Genomic DNA, 15,142 nt, shown 5'->3' with positions numbered 1-15,142 from the left:
CCGATGCTGCGAGCACGCGGCTTCGCAGGCATTGCATCTCACCCGTGTCTGTCAGTTAGCTCCGGGTGCGGCAATTTCTTGCGGGAGTGATAGCTCGAAAAGAAAGCGATGCAATATGAGACGGTTCACATGCCGCAGTTCCCTGTCGCTCCCTCCAGTCACGATTTCAGGAGGACAGCCTGTATCGTCGCGCACTCGGCAGCGCAGGAGCAGGAGCTGAAAGGTGCCCTCGGTTGACCGATCAGGCCAACCATTCCTCGCCCCAGACCTGGACGACGTGGCCGGGTGACAATTCGCGATATTGCCGGCGAGGCGGCTGGTAATCCGGCGTGCGCACCGGGCTTCTGATCTCGTCGTTGGAGGCGTCGCGCCTGGCGCCGCGGCGCGATGGATCGGGCACCGGCACGGCAGCCATCAGTTTCTTCGTGTAGGGATGTTGCGGATTGCCGAACACTGCCGCGCGCGGGCCGATCTCGACGATCTCGCCGAGATACATCACCGCGACGCGGTGGCTCATGCGCTCGACCACCGCGATGTCGTGGGAAATGAACAGATAGGCAAGCCCCATGCTGGCCTGAAGGTCGAGCATCAGGTTCACGACCTGCGCCTTGACCGAGACGTCGAGCGCCGAGACCGCCTCGTCCGCGACGATCAGCTTCGGCCCGAGCGCGAGCGCACGCGCGATGCAGATGCGCTGGCGCTGGCCGCCGGAGAATTCGTGCGGGAAGCGCGCGGCCATGTCGGCAGTCAGGCCGACGCGCACGAGGAGCTCGGCGACCTTGTCGCGCGCCTGCGACGCCGACGCGAGCCCATTGGCGAGCAATGGCGCCGCGATCGCCGTCCCCACCGACATGCGCGGATTGAGGCTCGCGAACGGATCCTGGAACACGATCTGCATCTGCTTGCGGAAATCGCGTAAAGCTCGGCCGTTCATGGCGAGCACGTCCTGGCCGTCGATCAGGACGGTGCCGCTGTCCGGCTCCGTCAGCTTGAGGATGGAGCGGCCTGTCGTCGACTTGCCGCAACCGGATTCGCCGACCAGCGCCAGCGTCTCGCCGGCGCGCAGGGTGAAGGAGACGTTCTCGACCGCGTGGACACGGCCGGAGACCTTGCCGAATAGGCCCGAGCGGATCGGAAACCGCGTGACGAGATTGGCGACTTCGAGCAACGGACGCTCGGCCGTCGAGACTGTGTCGGGCGTCTCCGTCGGCTCATCCGAGGTGCCTGTCACCTTGTCGACGATGGGAAAACGCATCGGCCGCTCGCGTCCGTCCATCGAGCCGAGGCGCGGCACGGCGGCGAGCAGTGCGCGGGTGTAGGGATGCGACGGTGCGGCGAAGATGCGCGACGTCGCATCGGTTTCGACCGCCTGCCCGCCATACATTACCACGGTACGATCAGCGATCTCGGCGACCACGCCCATGTCGTGGGTGATGAAGAGGATCGACATCCCCTCCTCCTGCTGAAGCTCCTTCAGCAGTTCCAGGATCTGCGCCTGGATGGTGACATCGAGTGCGGTGGTCGGCTCATCCGCGATCAGGAGCTTCGGCTTGCAGGCCAGCGCCATCGCGATCATCACGCGCTGGCGCATGCCGCCGGAAAAGCGATGCGGATGCTCGTGGAAGCGAGATTTGGCCGCGGGAATGCGGACGCGATCGAGCAGGCGGATGGTCTCGGCCTCCGCCGCCGCGCGCGACAGGCCGCGATGCTGGATCAGCGCTTCCGCGATCTGGAAGCCGATGGTGAGCACCGGATTGAGGCTCGTCATCGGCTCCTGGAAGATCATGGCGACGTCGTTGCCGCGAATGTCCTTCATGCCCGCCTCGGGCAGCACGAGGAGATCGCGGCCGGCCAGCATGATGCGGCCCTCGACGCGACCGATCTCCTGCGGAATGAGCCGCATGATGGAGAGCGCGGTGACGCTCTTGCCCGAACCGGACTCGCCAACGATCGCGACGGTTTCCTTGGGGGCGATGTCGAACGACACGTTGCGGACGACGGGGATCCATCGCCGGTCGAGCAGGAAGGATGTGGTGAGGCCGGCAATCGAGAGCACGGGCGCCTGCATCTCGGCAATCACTTGGTCAGCTTCGCTCGCTCCCCTGCTCATGCGATTGTCCTAATAGCCACGCGTGCGATCGACGAGGCCCGGCAATTTTTCGCCGCGGCGGTGGCGTGCGATGACGTCGAGCACGAAATCGACGGCCGTGTCCGGCGTGGTCATGCTGGCATTGTGCGGCGTCAGCAGGATGCGCGGATGGCTCCAGAACGGATGGCCCGCGGGCAGCGGCTCGGGCTCGGCAACATCGAGAACGGCGCCCGAGAGCGCGCCGCTGTCGAGCGCGGCGAGGAAATCGGCTTCGACGAGATGTGCGCCACGGCCGACATTGACGAAAGAGGCACCGCGCGGCAGGCGCGCGAACAGGTCCGCGTTCAAGATATAGCGGGTCTCGTCGGTCAGCGGCAGCAGGCAGACGAGGATGTCAGTCTGCGACAGAAAGTCCGGCAGCGAGCCCGCGCCCGCATAGCAGGTGACGCCTTCGATCTCGCGCGGCGAGCGATTCCAGCCGAGCAGCGGGAAGCCGAACGCCTTGAGCCGATCGAGCACGGCCTGGCCGAGCTGGCCGAGCCCCATCACGCCGACACGCCGCCGCTTCGCCGGCGTGATCCGGATCTCGCGCCAGACCTGCTCCCTCTGCTGATTGATGAAGTGGAGGAGATCACGATGCAGGCCGAGCACGGCCATGGTGACGTATTCGACCATGGTCTCGGCGATGCCGGGCTCCAGCATGCGGACGAGCGGAATATGCGCGGGAAGCTTTGTGGCGTCGAATTGATCGACACCCGCGCCGACCGAGAAGACCAGCTCGAGATTCGGGAACGTCGTGGCGATATCCTCCGGCGGCACCCACGCCACCAGATAACTGATATCGGCGGGATTGCCGATGTCGGGCCAGAGTCGGAACGGCAGATGCGGCGCGCGCTCTGCAAAGAAGCGCGCCCACTCGGCGCCGCGAACCAGGTTGGCCTTGTAGAGAACCGTCATGCCGCCTCAAAACGGGCTGACCGGCGCGAGCCGCCGGCCGTCGATCATGCGCTTGTGGCTGTAAGCCACCGGGTCGACCAGTGGTGTCGAGCCGGTCACGATGTCGGCGGCGAGCTTGCCGGCCGCGGGGCCAATGCCGAAGCCATGACCGGAGAAGCCCGTGGCGAGGAAGAAGCCGGGCAAGGCATCGACCGGCGAGATCACGGGGATCGTATCAGGCGTGCAGTCGATGGTGCCGCCCCAGGCTTCCGCGATCTCGATGTCCTTCAATTCCGGATTCGAACGGATCAGCGACGCCAGTGCCGCATTGACCAGCGACATGTCGGGGGACGGATCGCGCACGCGTTCGGCCTCGAACGGCGACGGCTTGTCAAAGCTCCAGCTGGTGCCGCGCACGAGCTGGTCGAAGAACGACTTGCCGAACGACAATTTCAGCCCGTTCTTGCGATGCTGATAGGTCGGCCAGAAGGTCCGGGCGTAGCGGAACAGGTCGGGCGACAGCTCGACCGTGCCGCGGTTGCGCAGCGCCAGCGTAAAGCCGCCGTCGAGACGGCGGCGGATGCAGTAGAAATCGGTGCCGAGCGCGCCGGAGGTGATCTCCGGCCCCGGCGTGGTCCGACATGCCGTGGCGTTGACGAGACCGATCGGCAACTCGATGCCGTGACGGCGGCAGAACAGCGATGACCAGGCACCGCCCGACAGCAGCACGGATTGCGTGCGAATGGTGCCCTTCTCGGTGACGACGGCGCTGACCCGTCCTCCCAGAGTCTCCAGTCCGCGCGCGGCGCAGCCCTGATGGATAGTGACGCCGTGCTTTCGCGCGGCAGTGGCGAGCGCCGGCACGGCCATCGACGGCTCGGCGCGGCCGTCGCTCGGCGTGTGCAGGCCGCCGACCCATTTGTCGGAATTGCCTGGCATGCGTTCGGCGATCTCGGACGGCGTCAGGATGGTGGAGTGGACCTGCTGCTCGCGCGCGACCACGGCCCAACGTTCCCAGCTCGCAAGCTCGTCCTTGCTCTTGGTCAGGAACAGCACGCCGGTGCGGCGGAAGCCGGCATCGACGCCGGCATCGTTCTGCATGTCCTCCCACAGCCGCAGCGCCTCACGTGCCAGCGGAATCTCCTCGCGCGCGCGACCCTGCTGGCGGCACCAGCCCCAATTGCGGCTCGACTGCTCACCACCGACATGCCCCTTCTCGACCAGCGCGACGGAAAGGCCCTTCTTCGCCAGATGATAGGCCGCGGACACGCCGATCACGCCGCCGCCGATGACGACGACATCCGCCTGTGCCGGCAGGCGTTCATCGCTGTTTATACGGTTGAGCGGCGGGGACATGGGGCACTCCTGGACTTCAGTTCGAACGGACCTGGGCTCGTCATGGGATGTTCATTCGCGGATCGAGCGCATCGCGCAGGCCGTCGCCGAGGAAGTTGAAGCTCGTGACCGCCAGCGTGATGGCGACGCCCGGCGCGATCGCGAGCCATGGCGCGCTGGTGAGATAGATCTGGGCGTTGTTGAGCATGTTGCCCCAGCTCGCAGCCGGCGGCTGGATGCCGTAGCCGAGATAGCTGACATAGGATTCGAGCAGGATCGCCTTGGCGACGTTCAGCGTCGCCGCGACCACGATCGGCGCGATCGCATTGGGCACGAGCTCGCGGAACATGATCCGTAGGTTCGAGGAGCCGAAGGCGAGCGCGGCGACCGCAAACTCACGTTCCCGCAGCGAGCGCACCTGCGCCTCGACGACGCGGGCGACGCTCATCCACGCCGTCGCAGCGATCAGCACGGTGGTGGTGACGAGACCGGGCTCGGTGAGCGCCGCCAACGCAAGCAGCAGGAAGATGGTCGGGAAGCACAGCACGGCGTCAACGAGCCGCATCAGCACCGCGCCGGTCACGCCGCCATGGAAACCGGCGAAGGCGCCGACCACGATGCCGACCGCCATCGCGATCACCATCGCGACGATGCCGATCGAGAGCGAGACGCGGCCGCCCATCATCAAGCGCGCGAGCACGTCGCGGCCGAGCTCGTCGGTGCCGAGGATATGCGCGCCCGACAGCGGCGGCGCGAACCGCTTCATGATGTCGATATAGGTGTCGTCGAACGGCAACAGATAAGGACCGAAGGCCGAGCCGAGCACGAGCACCAGAATGATCACCGCGCCCGCAAGCGCCAGCCGGTGCCGGCGGAAGCGCCGCCAGGCGGCCTGGCCGGGGGCGGGCTGGACTGTGGAAAGGGTCGCCGTCGCCATCGCCTAGCCCACCCGGATGCGCGGATCGACGACGGCATAGAAGATGTCGGCGAGCAACGAGCCGATCAGCACCATGGTCGCCGAGAACATCAGGATGCCCATCACCACGGGATAGTCACGATAGCCGATGGAATCGAGGAACAGCCGGCCCATGCCGGGCCAGGTGAAGACGGTCTCGGCCACCAGCGCGCCGCCGAGCAGCGTCGGAAACTGCAGACCGGCCACCGTGATCATCGGCAGCAGCGCGTTCCGCAGCGCGTGCACGGTGAGGATGCGCCATTCCGGCATGCCCTTGGCGCGGGCGGTGCGGATGTAGTCCTGGTTGATGACTTCGAGCATGGAGGAACGCATGAAGCGGCCCCACATCGCGGTCTCGACCAGCGCCAGCACCATCGCCGGCGCAATCAGGTGATGCAGCAGGTCGAAGAAGGAGCCATCGCCGACGGTCTCGCGGTTGCCGGCCGGCAGCCAGCCGAGCTTCACCGAGAACACGTAGATGGTGACGAGCCCGAACCAGAAGGTCGGGATCGACAGCGCGATCATGGCGCCCACGGTGGCGAGCGTGTCGAACAACGAATAACGGCGCAGCGCACCTAACACCCCGATCCAGCAGCCGAGCAGCACCGCGATGATGGTCGCCGTCGCCATCAATTCGAGGGTCGCGCCGAGATGCGAGGAGATCACCGACAGCACCGCCTCGCCATCGCGATAGGAGCGGCCCCAATCGCCGCGCACCATGCGGCCGAACCAGTCGAGATACTGGATCGGCAGCGGGCGATCGAGCCCGAGCTGCCTGGTGACGCGGTCGAGGTCCTCCTGCGTCATCTGCGCGGAGGCCGCGAATTGCGAAAGCGGACCGCCGGGCGCCAGGTGCAGGATGGCAAAGCCGATTCCCGAGACGATCACCAGCAGCATGATCGCCTGGGCCAGGCGGTTGACGACATAACGGGCCATCTCAGGCTGCCCTGCGCACCTGATCCATCAGGCCCAGTACCATTCGCGGATGTTCCAGCAGTTGATCGAGGTGTTGATGTTGGGGCGGAAGCCTTGCAGCCCCTCCTTCACGCCTTCGGCGATGAAGCCCTGGAACAGCGGCAGGATGGCGAGATCGTTGCGGATCAGCTTTTGCAGGTCGCCATAAGTCGTCTTGCGCTGTGCGATCTCAAACTGCTTGGCGCCGTCGCCGAGCAGACGATCGGCCTCGGGATTCCTGTATTGATAGGTGTTGTAGCCGCGGCCGCCCTTGGCCGGAATGGCGCCGGAGCCGAAGCGCGGCGTCACGTCTGGGTCGCTGCCGAGCATGAAGTTCACGGACACCAGCACCGAGTTGAATTTCGACTGCTGCCAGAAGTCGCCCCAGATTACGGCGGCCGGCATGTTGTTGACGCGCATGGCGGCGCCGATCGCGCGCCAATCCTGGATCAGGAGCTGCTGGGTCTGCTCGCGCACCGCATTGCCTGACGTCGTCGAGTTGGTGAACTCCAGCTTGACGCCACCCTTCTCGCGCACGCCACCGGAGCCGCGAACCCATCCGGCGGCATCGAGCAGCGCGTTGGCCTTGGCGGGATCGTATTTGTGCTGCGGCAGACCCTGCTGGAACGACCACGCCTGCTGCGGCACAAAACTCTCGGTCTGCGTCGGCAGGCCGTAATAGAGCGCATCGATGATCGCCTGCTTGTTGATGGCGAGATAGAGCGCCTCGCGCACGGCGCGGTCGGCAAAGGGACCGAACTCCAGATTGGGCGCGATGTGCTCCACAGACGACGTCGAGGAGACGACGATCTTGCGACCCTTCAGCGTCTTCGCCTCCTGCACGAAATTCGGCAAGATGCCCTGCAGGCCGGTGTAGTCGACCTGGCCGGTGCGGAACTGGGTGTAGAGCACGGTGAGATCGGGAATGTATTTGAAGACCACGCGTTCGACGTACGGCCCCTTGCCGTGATAGCCGGTGTGGGCATTGAGCAGGATGTGGTCGCCGGGCACGCGCTCGCCCCAGCGGAACGGCCCGGTGCCGACGGGCGCATTGTGGAATGGTGAGGCGTTCGGATCGGACACCTTCTCCAGGATGTGCTTGGGCACGATGAAGGTCAGCGACCCCAGGATCGACATGTAGGGCGAATAGGGCGCTTCCATTCGCCAGTGGATCTCGTCGGGCGCAACGACCTTGATGTCCTTGACCAGGCTATGGCCGACGCGGCTGCGGGCGCGAAAATCGGGATTGTTGATCAGCTCGAGCGAGAACTTGACGTCATCGGCCGTGAACGGCGTGCCGTCATGCCACGTCACGTCGCTGCGCAGCTTGATCTTCCAGGTCAGACCGTCGGCCGACAGGCCGTCATTCTCGATGGTCGGGATTTCGCGTGCGAGGTCGGGAACGAAATTGCCGGCGGGGTCGATGAACCAGAGCAGAGAGAATACTTGCCACCAGACGCCCTGATCGACCTCGATGCCGGGCATCAAGGGATGAAAGACAGTCGGCTCCTGCGACAGCGCTGCGATCACCTGCCCGCGTGGCTTGTCCGGCGGATTGGTCGGGCGTTCGACTTGCGCGAAGGCGTTGCCTGCAAGGGTCCATCCTGCCGCGGCGCCGGCCCCAAGCTGGAAGAACTGGCGGCGATTCGGAATGCCGAGATGCACTGCTCCAACGCCGAACTTGCCGGTGCCGTCTGCCATCGCCACTCTCCGTTGTCGCACGCGGCACCGTCCCCCGCGCCCCGAGACCCCGGCGAAGGGACAGGAGTGGGCTTTAGTGCTTCTAAATTTTTCAGCCAAAATTTCATCACGACTAAATACAGCTGTCAATCGCATTGCTAGAATGCGCGACTTTTTCACTCCGACTAAAGCCTCGGACCGATGCGGTGCGGGGCTTGAGATGATGCATGGGAGAGCGACATGGATGGTCGCGGCGATACGAAGGATCCGAAGGACGCCCCGGCGGTCGAGGCCGACGATGCGGTCGACCAGCGCCTCGGCGAGACTGTGCGATTGCTGCGCCAGCGCGCCGGCCTCTCGATCCAGGACGTCGCCAACAAGACCGGCCTGTCCACCGGCATGATCAGCCAGCTCGAACGCGCGCGCGCCATGCCGTCGATCCGCACGCTGCGCCTGCTCAGCATCGCGCTCGACGTTCCCATCTCCTATTTCTTCGAGAGCAGCGATCCCGCCGACGTGCAGCGCTACATCGTGCGCAAGAATAACCGACGGCTGCTGCGGCTCACCGCCAGCGGCGTGGTCAAGGAAGCGCTCACGCCTGACGGCAAGGGCCAGCTCGAACTCTACGAGCTCACGCTCAATCCCGGCGCCTCGTCCGGCACCGACTTCCTGCAACACACCGGCGAGAAGGCCGGCTACATCCTCTCGGGCAGCCTGCGGCTGTGGCTCGACAACCAGGCTCATGTGCTGGAGGCCGGCGACAGCTTTCGCTTTCCGAGCATCGTGCCGCACATGTTCGACAACCCGACCCAGCAGGTGGCACGCGTGATCTGGGTGACGACGCTGCGCCAGACCGATCCGCCGGCGGGATGACGCGGTACTCCCTCTCCTGAGGGACCCCACCGCCCGCCACCACCGTAAATTGCCCCTCGACGGAGCCACGCGGAGTCTGTAGCTCACATCAAGCCGGACGGAGCGGCCGGGCGGTCCGCAGTTGGCGTCTTTGGTGTGAGACCATGAAACTCAGGGGGCTTCTGACACTTGCGATGGCCGCCCAGGTCATCGTGACCGCTGCGGCCCTTCTCGCCTCCTATGCCGTGACCGGCAGCGCAGGGTTCGGCACGGCCCAGCTCGTCGCCCTGCTGGTGAGCGCCACCGTTGCAGCGCTGATCGCGCGGCTCTGCACGCGGGCCATCGAGACGTCAGAGGCAAAACGTGTCGCCGCGCAATCGGCCGCACTGTCGCAAGCGCGCAGCGACAGTGCGCAGATGACGCAAGCCGTCATCAGGACCGCACTCGATGCCTTCATTCAGATCGACGACAGCGGTGTCGTGCTGGAGTGGAGCCCTCAGGCCGAGGCCTTGACCGGATGGACGCGCGAGGAGGCTCTTGGCGCCGATGTCGTCGATCTCATCGTCGCCGAGCCGCTCCGCGCCGCCTTCAGGCAGCGCATGGCGCGGCTCGTTCCGGAATTGTCGGGCGCGCCAAGCGGCATGCGCTTCGAACTCACCCTGATCCACAGGAACGGCGACCGCATCCTGACCGAGGCGTCCAGCACGGTGTTACGGGTAGGAGAGCACTCCATCATCAATAGCTTCGTCAGGGACATCACCCAGAAGCGCGCTGCCGAGGAGCAACTGATCCAGGCTCAGAAGATGGAGGCGGTCGGCCAGCTCACCGGCGGCATCGCGCACGAATTCAACAACATGCTCACCGTGATCACCGGCACGATCGAGATCCTTGCGGACGCCGTCAAGGACAACCCGCCGCTTGCGACCATCACCAAGCTGATCAGCGAAGCCGCCGACCGCGGCGCCGCGCTGACGTCGAGCCTACTCTCCTTTGCCCGCAAGCAGGCGCTCCAGCCGGCCGAGATCGATGTCAATGAGCTGATCGAGGAACTGGCAAAGCTGCTGCTGGCGACCTTCGACAAGAAGGTCGAGATCGTGACCAGGCTTGGCGGCAACGTCTGGCTCGCCTACGCCGACCGCGGCCAACTGAGCTCGGCGCTGCTCAACCTCGCGATCAACGCCCGCGATGCCATGCTGGACGACGGCAAGCTGACGCTGACGACACGCAACGTCGTGTTCGGCGTCCGCGAGGCGGTGGCTGTCGGCGCCGGCTATGCCGGCGACTATGTCGAGATCGAGATCGCCGATACCGGCACCGGCATTCCGCAGGCCATCCTCGAGCGCATCTTCGATCCGTTCTTCTCGACCAAGGAGGTCGGCAAGGGCACGGGGCTCGGGCTCAGCATGGTGTTCGGTTTCGTCAAGCAGTCCGGCGGCGGCATCAAGGTCGCATCCGAAGAAGGACGCGGCACGGTTTTCACCATCTACCTGCCGAAGGCGGAGGCGAGCGCGCTGCGCCCGGCCGGCTATGACGATCGCAAGATCGTCGGGGGTAAGGAAACCATCCTCTGCGTCGAGGATGATCGCGACGTCCGCCACTACGTCGCGGTCCAGCTCGAGAGCCTCGGCTACAAGGTCATCCCCGCCGCCAATGCGGCCGAAGCGTTGGCCGTTTCGGCCGAGGGCACCGCGTTCGACCTGCTCTTCACCGACATCGTGATGGCCGGCGGCATGAACGGACGGGAGCTCGCCGAGCAGATGGTGGCCGCGCGGCCGTCCCTGCGGGTGCTGTTCACATCCGGATATGCCTATGATTCGCTGCATACGCAGGGACGCGCCACGATGGGCGCGCCGCTGCTGAGAAAGCCCTATCGCAAGGCCGAGCTGGCACGCATGCTGCGCCGCTGTCTCGACACCGCAATCGATTCCGCCGGCGATGCGATCCCGACGCCCTACTCGGTGCAGGCCGACGTCGAGGCTTTTCTGCGCAGGCAGGCGGCCGAAGACAACGGCACGACGCGGCCGCGGAAGTAGGTCTCGCGCCGAAGGCTCACCTCTCCCGAAGGGAGAGGTCGGATCGCATCGTAAGAGGCGATCCGGGTGAGGGGTTCAAGTCTCACTGGGTGCTGCGGCCCCTCACCCGGATTGCACTGGACGATGCTTCGCATCGCCAGACAATCCGACCTCTCCCCGCTGGGGAGAGGTGAACATCGCCGCCCGGGCCCAACTTCACCGCGGCTAACTCAACCTTCGCCGCAGGGTTGCCGACGGCGTCTCGCCGAATTTTTCGCGGTAGGCGCCAGCCATGCGGCCGAGATGGGTGAAGCCGAGATCGAAGGCGATCTCGGTGATGGAGGCATCGGGCGCGGCCTGCGCGAGGCGGGCGTTCAGGCCGGCGAGGCGCATGTCGAGCAGCATCTGCGAGATCGAGAGGCCGAAGTGACGGCGGAAGCCGAGCTGGAGCGCGCGAATGCCGATGCCGGAGGCGCAGGCAAGCTGCGCGAGGTCGAGCGGTTCGCCGGCATTGTCCGCAAGATGATCCCGCGCGGCGCGGAGCGCGCGCGGCAGACGCTCGGCCCGGCCCGAAAACGTCCTGATCGCATCCGACAGGTCATGCCGCTGGCCATTGAGGAGGTGATCGAGCAGAACCTCGCGCCAATCGGCCATCGCGACCGGTGACAGCCTGCCGGCGGGACCGAGACGTTCGGCGAGCGTCATCAGCTCGGCAAGGCTGGCGCGCAAGGCTCGCCCGGACGCCACGTCCAGGTCGATCACAGGATCGAATTCGACCGTGCCGGCTGCCCTACCCGACAGCGCCGCGGCGCGCTGCTCGACCATGCGACGATCGAGCAGCAGGATCGCTTGCGCGCAGTCGGCCCAGGTCATGCGCGTCGGGATCGTCGGCGACAGCAGTGACGCCGTCCGGTCCGGCACGGCATCGAGCTCGCAGGCGCCGGCACGAATGCGGGCGGTGCCCGTGAGCGGGACTTGGACCAGGAAGAAGCGTTCGAGGCAGCCGGGATCGATGCTGACCGATCCGCCATAGGCGACATAGTTGATGGAAAAGCCTGCGAATGCCGCGCAATTGTGCCGGGCGGAGAAGCCGGCGGCGCGCGCGCGCGTCGGCTTGAGATCGTGCGGGCAGAAGATGCGCCCGATCTGCTCGGCTGCTTCGTCGACATCATCAGTGGTGACGCGGGCGAAATCCGCAAGCCGTTCGGCTGCGGGTGGTCTCGCGCTCATTTCCAGCACGGCTGCGGACATCGTCGACCACGCTTCGCGTCACGGAATTGCTTTAAGCCTATAATAGTTCCCCGGAGGCGAAAAGGGCCGCACCTACAAAATCGTCGTGCTGCATGGCAACAGCCGTTGCGGATTCGTTTAGCGGATAGACAGGCGGGCCACGACTGGCCGATGCTCCATCCCCGCCGGAATCCATGAGGAGGCGAGCATGACTGCACTCGAAAAGGGCATTACCGCAAACGGCACGGGCTATGGCGGCAAGAGCTGGAACATCCTAGGCCAGGTCTATTTCCCCAAGGCCGTGACCGACTCCACCTTCGCGTTCGAGACCAACAGCGATCCCGGCCAGTTCGTGCCGGTGCACATCCATCCGACCCAGGACGAGTTCATCCTGGTGCAGGAAGGCACGCTCGACCTCAAGCTCGACGGCCAATGGGTCAAGGCGCAGGCCGGCGACCTCGTGCGCATGCCGCGCGGTATCCCGCACGGCTATTTCAACAAGTCCGACAAGCCCTGCCGCGCGTTGTTCTGGGTCTCGCCGATGCAGAAGCTGGAGGCGCTGTTCAACCAGCTACACAACTTGACCGATCCTGCCGAAGTCGTGCGCATCTCGGCACTGCACGAGGTCGACTTCCTGCCGCCCGAGGCCAACGACTAAAGCGCGATTATCGCGCTTTAGGTTGTTGTTTGAGCATGATCTTTCCGGAAAACCGCTACACACTTTTCCGGATCATGCTCGAGGCAGCCCGCCTCCTCGTCCACTTTCATCTGCTTGCAGCTGCGCCGGCCGCCCATTGCGGCCGAACGTAGCCGCTTGCGTCCAAACACCTGATTGCGAGCAATCCCATGGTCAGCCCCAAGCATGTCTGCGTGATCGGCGCCGGCGTCTCCGGCCTTGCCGCCGCAAAAGCGTTCTCCATCCGCGGTCACCGCGTCACCATCGTCGAGCGCAGCGGCGATCTCGGCGGCGTCTGGGAGCCGGCGCGCTCCTATCCGGAGGTGCAGACGCAGAGCCCGAAGGAGCTCTACCGCTACACCGACCGCGCCATGCCGGACGCCTATCCGGAATGGCCGACCGGGCCGCAGGTCCACGCCTATCTCGCCGACTACGCGAAGAGTTTTGGCCTCGACCGCATGCTGCGCCTCAACACCGAGATCGCGGGGATGTCGCGGCGCGCCGACGGCAAACCGGGCTGGACGCTCGCGCTGAGCGGCAAGGACGGCGCGACCTCGGAGGACTTCGATTTCGTCGCGGTCTGCACCGGCCAGTTCAACGAGCCGCGCGAGCTGCATTGCCCCGGCGGGGACGGCTTTGTGGCAAACGGCGGCCAGATCCTGCATTCGTCGAAATACAATGATGCCGCCCTGGCAAAGGGACGCCGCGTCGTCGTGCTCGGCGGCTCGAAATCGGCGACCGACATCGCCGTGAACGCGGTCAAGGCGGGCGCGCGCGAGGTCACCATCGTGATGCGCGAGCCGGTCTGGCGCATCCCCTATTTCATCGGCGGTCTCGTGAACTTCAAACGCATCCTCTACATCCGTGCGCAGGAGGAGATGTTTCCGGGCTGGGGCATCAGCACGATGGCGCGGCTCGCCTACCGCCTCGCCGCGCCGCTGGTGTGGGCGAACTGGCGCGGGCTGGAGAGCCTGCTGAAGGCGCAGCTCAAGCTCAACCGGTGCAACATGGTCCCGAAGGAGCGGATCGAGGACGGCGTCAACTGCTCGGTGCCGATCGCAACGCCGGGCTTCTATCCCATGGTCGCCGACGGCCGCATCAAGGCCGTGTTCGGCACGTTCGATCATTATGAGGGCGACAGCATCGTGATGAGCGGCGGCGAGCGTGTTCCGGCCGACATCGCTGTGCTCGCGATCGGCTACAAGCTCGGCGTGCCGTTCCTGCCCGCGGCCTATCAGCAGAAGCTGGTCGATGCCGACGGTCAGTACCGGCTCTATCGCCTGATCGCCAACCCCGACCTGCCCGAGCTCGGCTTCGTCGGCTTCAACTCGTCGTTCTGCACTGTGCTCTGCGCCGATCTCGCCGCGAACTGGCTGGTGCGCTATGCCGACGGCCAGCTCGCCAACCAGCCGACCGCGCAAGCCATGCGCGACAACATCGAGATGATGCTGCACTTCAAGCGCGTCGAACGGCCGGCCGCAGGCGTCTATGGCGGCCTCTGCGTCGCGCCCTATCACTACCGCCATTTCGACGAGCTGATGGCCGACATCGGCGCGAAGAACCAGAGGCGCGGCGGGCTCGCCGGGCGCTTCCAGCCGCCGGATGCGGATGCCTATGCCAAGTTCTTGGCCACGGCGCCGGACTATCGCGCGGCGTAAGGCGTGTCGGACTTCGGCAGCACCGTCTCGAGATCCGAATCGATCACATCCGCCGTGCGCTGATAGTGCTGCTGCAGCAGCGCGACGGCATCATCAGTCTTCCGGTCGAGCACGGCCTGGAGGATCTGTGCATGCTCGGTCCCGATTTTCCGGACCGGGTAGGCCTTCGCAATCGACATCATGCGGTAGCGGTAGAGCCGGTCGGCAAGTTGCTCGCAGAAGCCGAGCAGCGGGCGCGAGCCGCACAGGCCAATCAGCGTCGCGTGAAACGCGCGGTGCGCCTTCTCCCATTCGGGATTGTCCGCGAACTTTTCCGGATCGAGCGAACGCGGCGTGCGGTCGAGGCGGTGATGCGTCACCAGAAGCGCCTCCTCCCATTCTTGGGTCGCGTTCTGCATGGATTCGCGCAAGGCCAGCCCTTCGACCCAGCAGCGCGTCTTGGTCAATTCCCGAAGCTCGTCCTTGCTGACCGGCTTCACGTAGAAGCCGCGCTGCTCCATGCCGACGACGAACTCCTCGGTGGTGAGACGGTTGAGCGCCTCGCGGAGCGGAGTCTGCCCGACATGGTAGTGCTCCATCAGGAAGCGCGACTGGAGCTTGCGTCCGGGCGCAAGGCGCGTGGTCAGGATGTCCGCCTTGAGGCGGGCATAGATGCTCGTCGCCAATGTCGCCGGTGCGTCGGTCTTCGGGCTCGACAGGTCTGAGCTCATGGCGTCCCACTGATTCATCGAGATTTTTTGTACATCAGGCTGCAAGCACCGATAA

The 15,142-nt window shown here is 65.5% G+C and carries 12 protein-coding genes; 4 read left to right on the top strand and 8 right to left on the bottom strand.

Going from position 1 to position 15,142, the window contains the following annotated elements; genetic code table 11:
- Positions 1–241: 241 nt before the first annotated feature.
- From CWO91_RS05925 to CWO91_RS05900, 6 genes are read right to left on the bottom strand one after another with little or no spacing between them, the layout of a single operon-like run.
- Positions 242–2,110 (bottom strand): ABC transporter ATP-binding protein, encoded by a 1,869-nt coding sequence (locus tag CWO91_RS05925; RefSeq protein WP_130212628.1) that lies wholly within the window; start codon positions 2,108–2,110, stop codon positions 242–244.
- 9 nt (positions 2,111–2,119) lie between these two features.
- Complete coding sequence (locus CWO91_RS05920) at positions 2,120–3,046, bottom strand: 2-hydroxyacid dehydrogenase (RefSeq protein ID WP_130212627.1); 927 nt, start codon at positions 3,044–3,046, stop codon at positions 2,120–2,122.
- 6 nt (positions 3,047–3,052) lie between these two features.
- Positions 3,053–4,381, bottom strand: a complete 1,329-nt coding sequence (locus tag CWO91_RS05915) for an NAD(P)/FAD-dependent oxidoreductase (protein WP_130212626.1) — start codon at positions 4,379–4,381, stop codon at positions 3,053–3,055.
- 40 nt (positions 4,382–4,421) lie between these two features.
- A complete protein-coding gene (locus tag CWO91_RS05910; RefSeq protein ID WP_130212625.1) occupies positions 4,422–5,297 on the bottom strand; it encodes an ABC transporter permease in 876 nt (291 codons plus the stop codon).
- A 3-nt stretch (positions 5,298–5,300) separates the two neighbouring features.
- Positions 5,301–6,251, bottom strand: a complete 951-nt coding sequence (locus tag CWO91_RS05905; protein ID WP_130212624.1) for an ABC transporter permease — start codon at positions 6,249–6,251, stop codon at positions 5,301–5,303.
- Between the two features lie 27 nt (positions 6,252–6,278).
- On the bottom strand, positions 6,279–7,970 hold the full coding sequence (locus tag CWO91_RS05900; RefSeq protein ID WP_130212623.1) for a peptide ABC transporter substrate-binding protein: 1,692 nt from the start codon (positions 7,968–7,970) through the stop codon (positions 6,279–6,281).
- A gap of 219 nt (positions 7,971–8,189) precedes the next feature.
- Between CWO91_RS05900 and CWO91_RS05895 the strand changes: the two genes are divergently transcribed.
- Together CWO91_RS05895 and CWO91_RS05890 are read left to right on the top strand one after the other, a co-directional pair.
- Positions 8,190–8,822: a cupin domain-containing protein gene (locus CWO91_RS05895; RefSeq protein ID WP_130212622.1), complete on the top strand. Its 633-nt coding sequence runs from the start codon at positions 8,190–8,192 to the stop codon at positions 8,820–8,822.
- 143 nt (positions 8,823–8,965) lie between these two features.
- Positions 8,966–10,834, top strand: a complete 1,869-nt coding sequence (locus CWO91_RS05890; RefSeq protein WP_130212621.1) for an ATP-binding protein — start codon at positions 8,966–8,968, stop codon at positions 10,832–10,834.
- Between the two features lie 204 nt (positions 10,835–11,038).
- Here CWO91_RS05890 and CWO91_RS43665 read toward each other — a convergent pair whose 3' ends face one another.
- Positions 11,039–12,064, bottom strand: coding sequence for an AraC family transcriptional regulator (locus CWO91_RS43665; RefSeq protein WP_208752989.1), 1,026 nt, complete (start codon positions 12,062–12,064; stop codon positions 11,039–11,041).
- A 187-nt stretch (positions 12,065–12,251) separates the two neighbouring features.
- Between CWO91_RS43665 and CWO91_RS05875 the strand changes: the two genes are divergently transcribed.
- Together CWO91_RS05875 and CWO91_RS05870 are read left to right on the top strand one after the other, a co-directional pair.
- Positions 12,252–12,701, top strand: a complete 450-nt coding sequence (locus tag CWO91_RS05875) for a cupin domain-containing protein (RefSeq protein ID WP_130212620.1) — start codon at positions 12,252–12,254, stop codon at positions 12,699–12,701.
- Positions 12,702–12,889: 188 nt separating this feature from the next.
- Positions 12,890–14,377 (top strand): flavin-containing monooxygenase, encoded by a 1,488-nt coding sequence (locus tag CWO91_RS05870; protein WP_130212619.1) that lies wholly within the window; start codon positions 12,890–12,892, stop codon positions 14,375–14,377.
- Here the strand turns inward: CWO91_RS05870 and CWO91_RS05865 are convergent.
- Positions 14,362–15,087 carry a GntR family transcriptional regulator gene (locus CWO91_RS05865; protein WP_130212645.1) on the bottom strand — a complete coding sequence of 242 codons (726 nt, stop codon included), beginning with the start codon at positions 15,085–15,087 and terminating at the stop codon, positions 14,362–14,364. The genes CWO91_RS05870 and CWO91_RS05865 overlap by 16 nt on opposite strands.
- Positions 15,088–15,142 lie beyond the last annotated feature (55 nt).

This window comes from Bradyrhizobium genosp. SA-3 (assembly GCF_004212635.1).
Taxonomy (GTDB): Bacteria; Pseudomonadota; Alphaproteobacteria; order Rhizobiales; family Xanthobacteraceae; genus Bradyrhizobium.
This window is presented reverse-complemented; position numbering and strand designations above follow the sequence as displayed.

Coding starts and splice junctions, on each gene's coding strand:
- CWO91_RS05925 (WP_130212628.1), bottom strand. CDS start 2,110: ATGAGCAGGGGAGCGAGCGAAGCTGACCAAGTGATTGCCGAGATGCAG.
- CWO91_RS05920 (WP_130212627.1), bottom strand. CDS start 3,046: ATGACGGTTCTCTACAAGGCCAACCTGGTTCGCGGCGCCGAGTGGGCG.
- CWO91_RS05915 (WP_130212626.1), bottom strand. CDS start 4,381: ATGTCCCCGCCGCTCAACCGTATAAACAGCGATGAACGCCTGCCGGCA.
- CWO91_RS05910 (WP_130212625.1), bottom strand. CDS start 5,297: ATGGCGACGGCGACCCTTTCCACAGTCCAGCCCGCCCCCGGCCAGGCC.
- CWO91_RS05905 (WP_130212624.1), bottom strand. CDS start 6,251: ATGGCCCGTTATGTCGTCAACCGCCTGGCCCAGGCGATCATGCTGCTG.
- CWO91_RS05900 (WP_130212623.1), bottom strand. CDS start 7,970: ATGGCAGACGGCACCGGCAAGTTCGGCGTTGGAGCAGTGCATCTCGGC.
- CWO91_RS05895 (WP_130212622.1), top strand. CDS start 8,190: ATGGATGGTCGCGGCGATACGAAGGATCCGAAGGACGCCCCGGCGGTC.
- CWO91_RS05890 (WP_130212621.1), top strand. CDS start 8,966: ATGAAACTCAGGGGGCTTCTGACACTTGCGATGGCCGCCCAGGTCATC.
- CWO91_RS43665 (WP_208752989.1), bottom strand. CDS start 12,064: ATGTCCGCAGCCGTGCTGGAAATGAGCGCGAGACCACCCGCAGCCGAA.
- CWO91_RS05875 (WP_130212620.1), top strand. CDS start 12,252: ATGACTGCACTCGAAAAGGGCATTACCGCAAACGGCACGGGCTATGGC.
- CWO91_RS05870 (WP_130212619.1), top strand. CDS start 12,890: ATGGTCAGCCCCAAGCATGTCTGCGTGATCGGCGCCGGCGTCTCCGGC.
- CWO91_RS05865 (WP_130212645.1), bottom strand. CDS start 15,087: ATGAGCTCAGACCTGTCGAGCCCGAAGACCGACGCACCGGCGACATTG.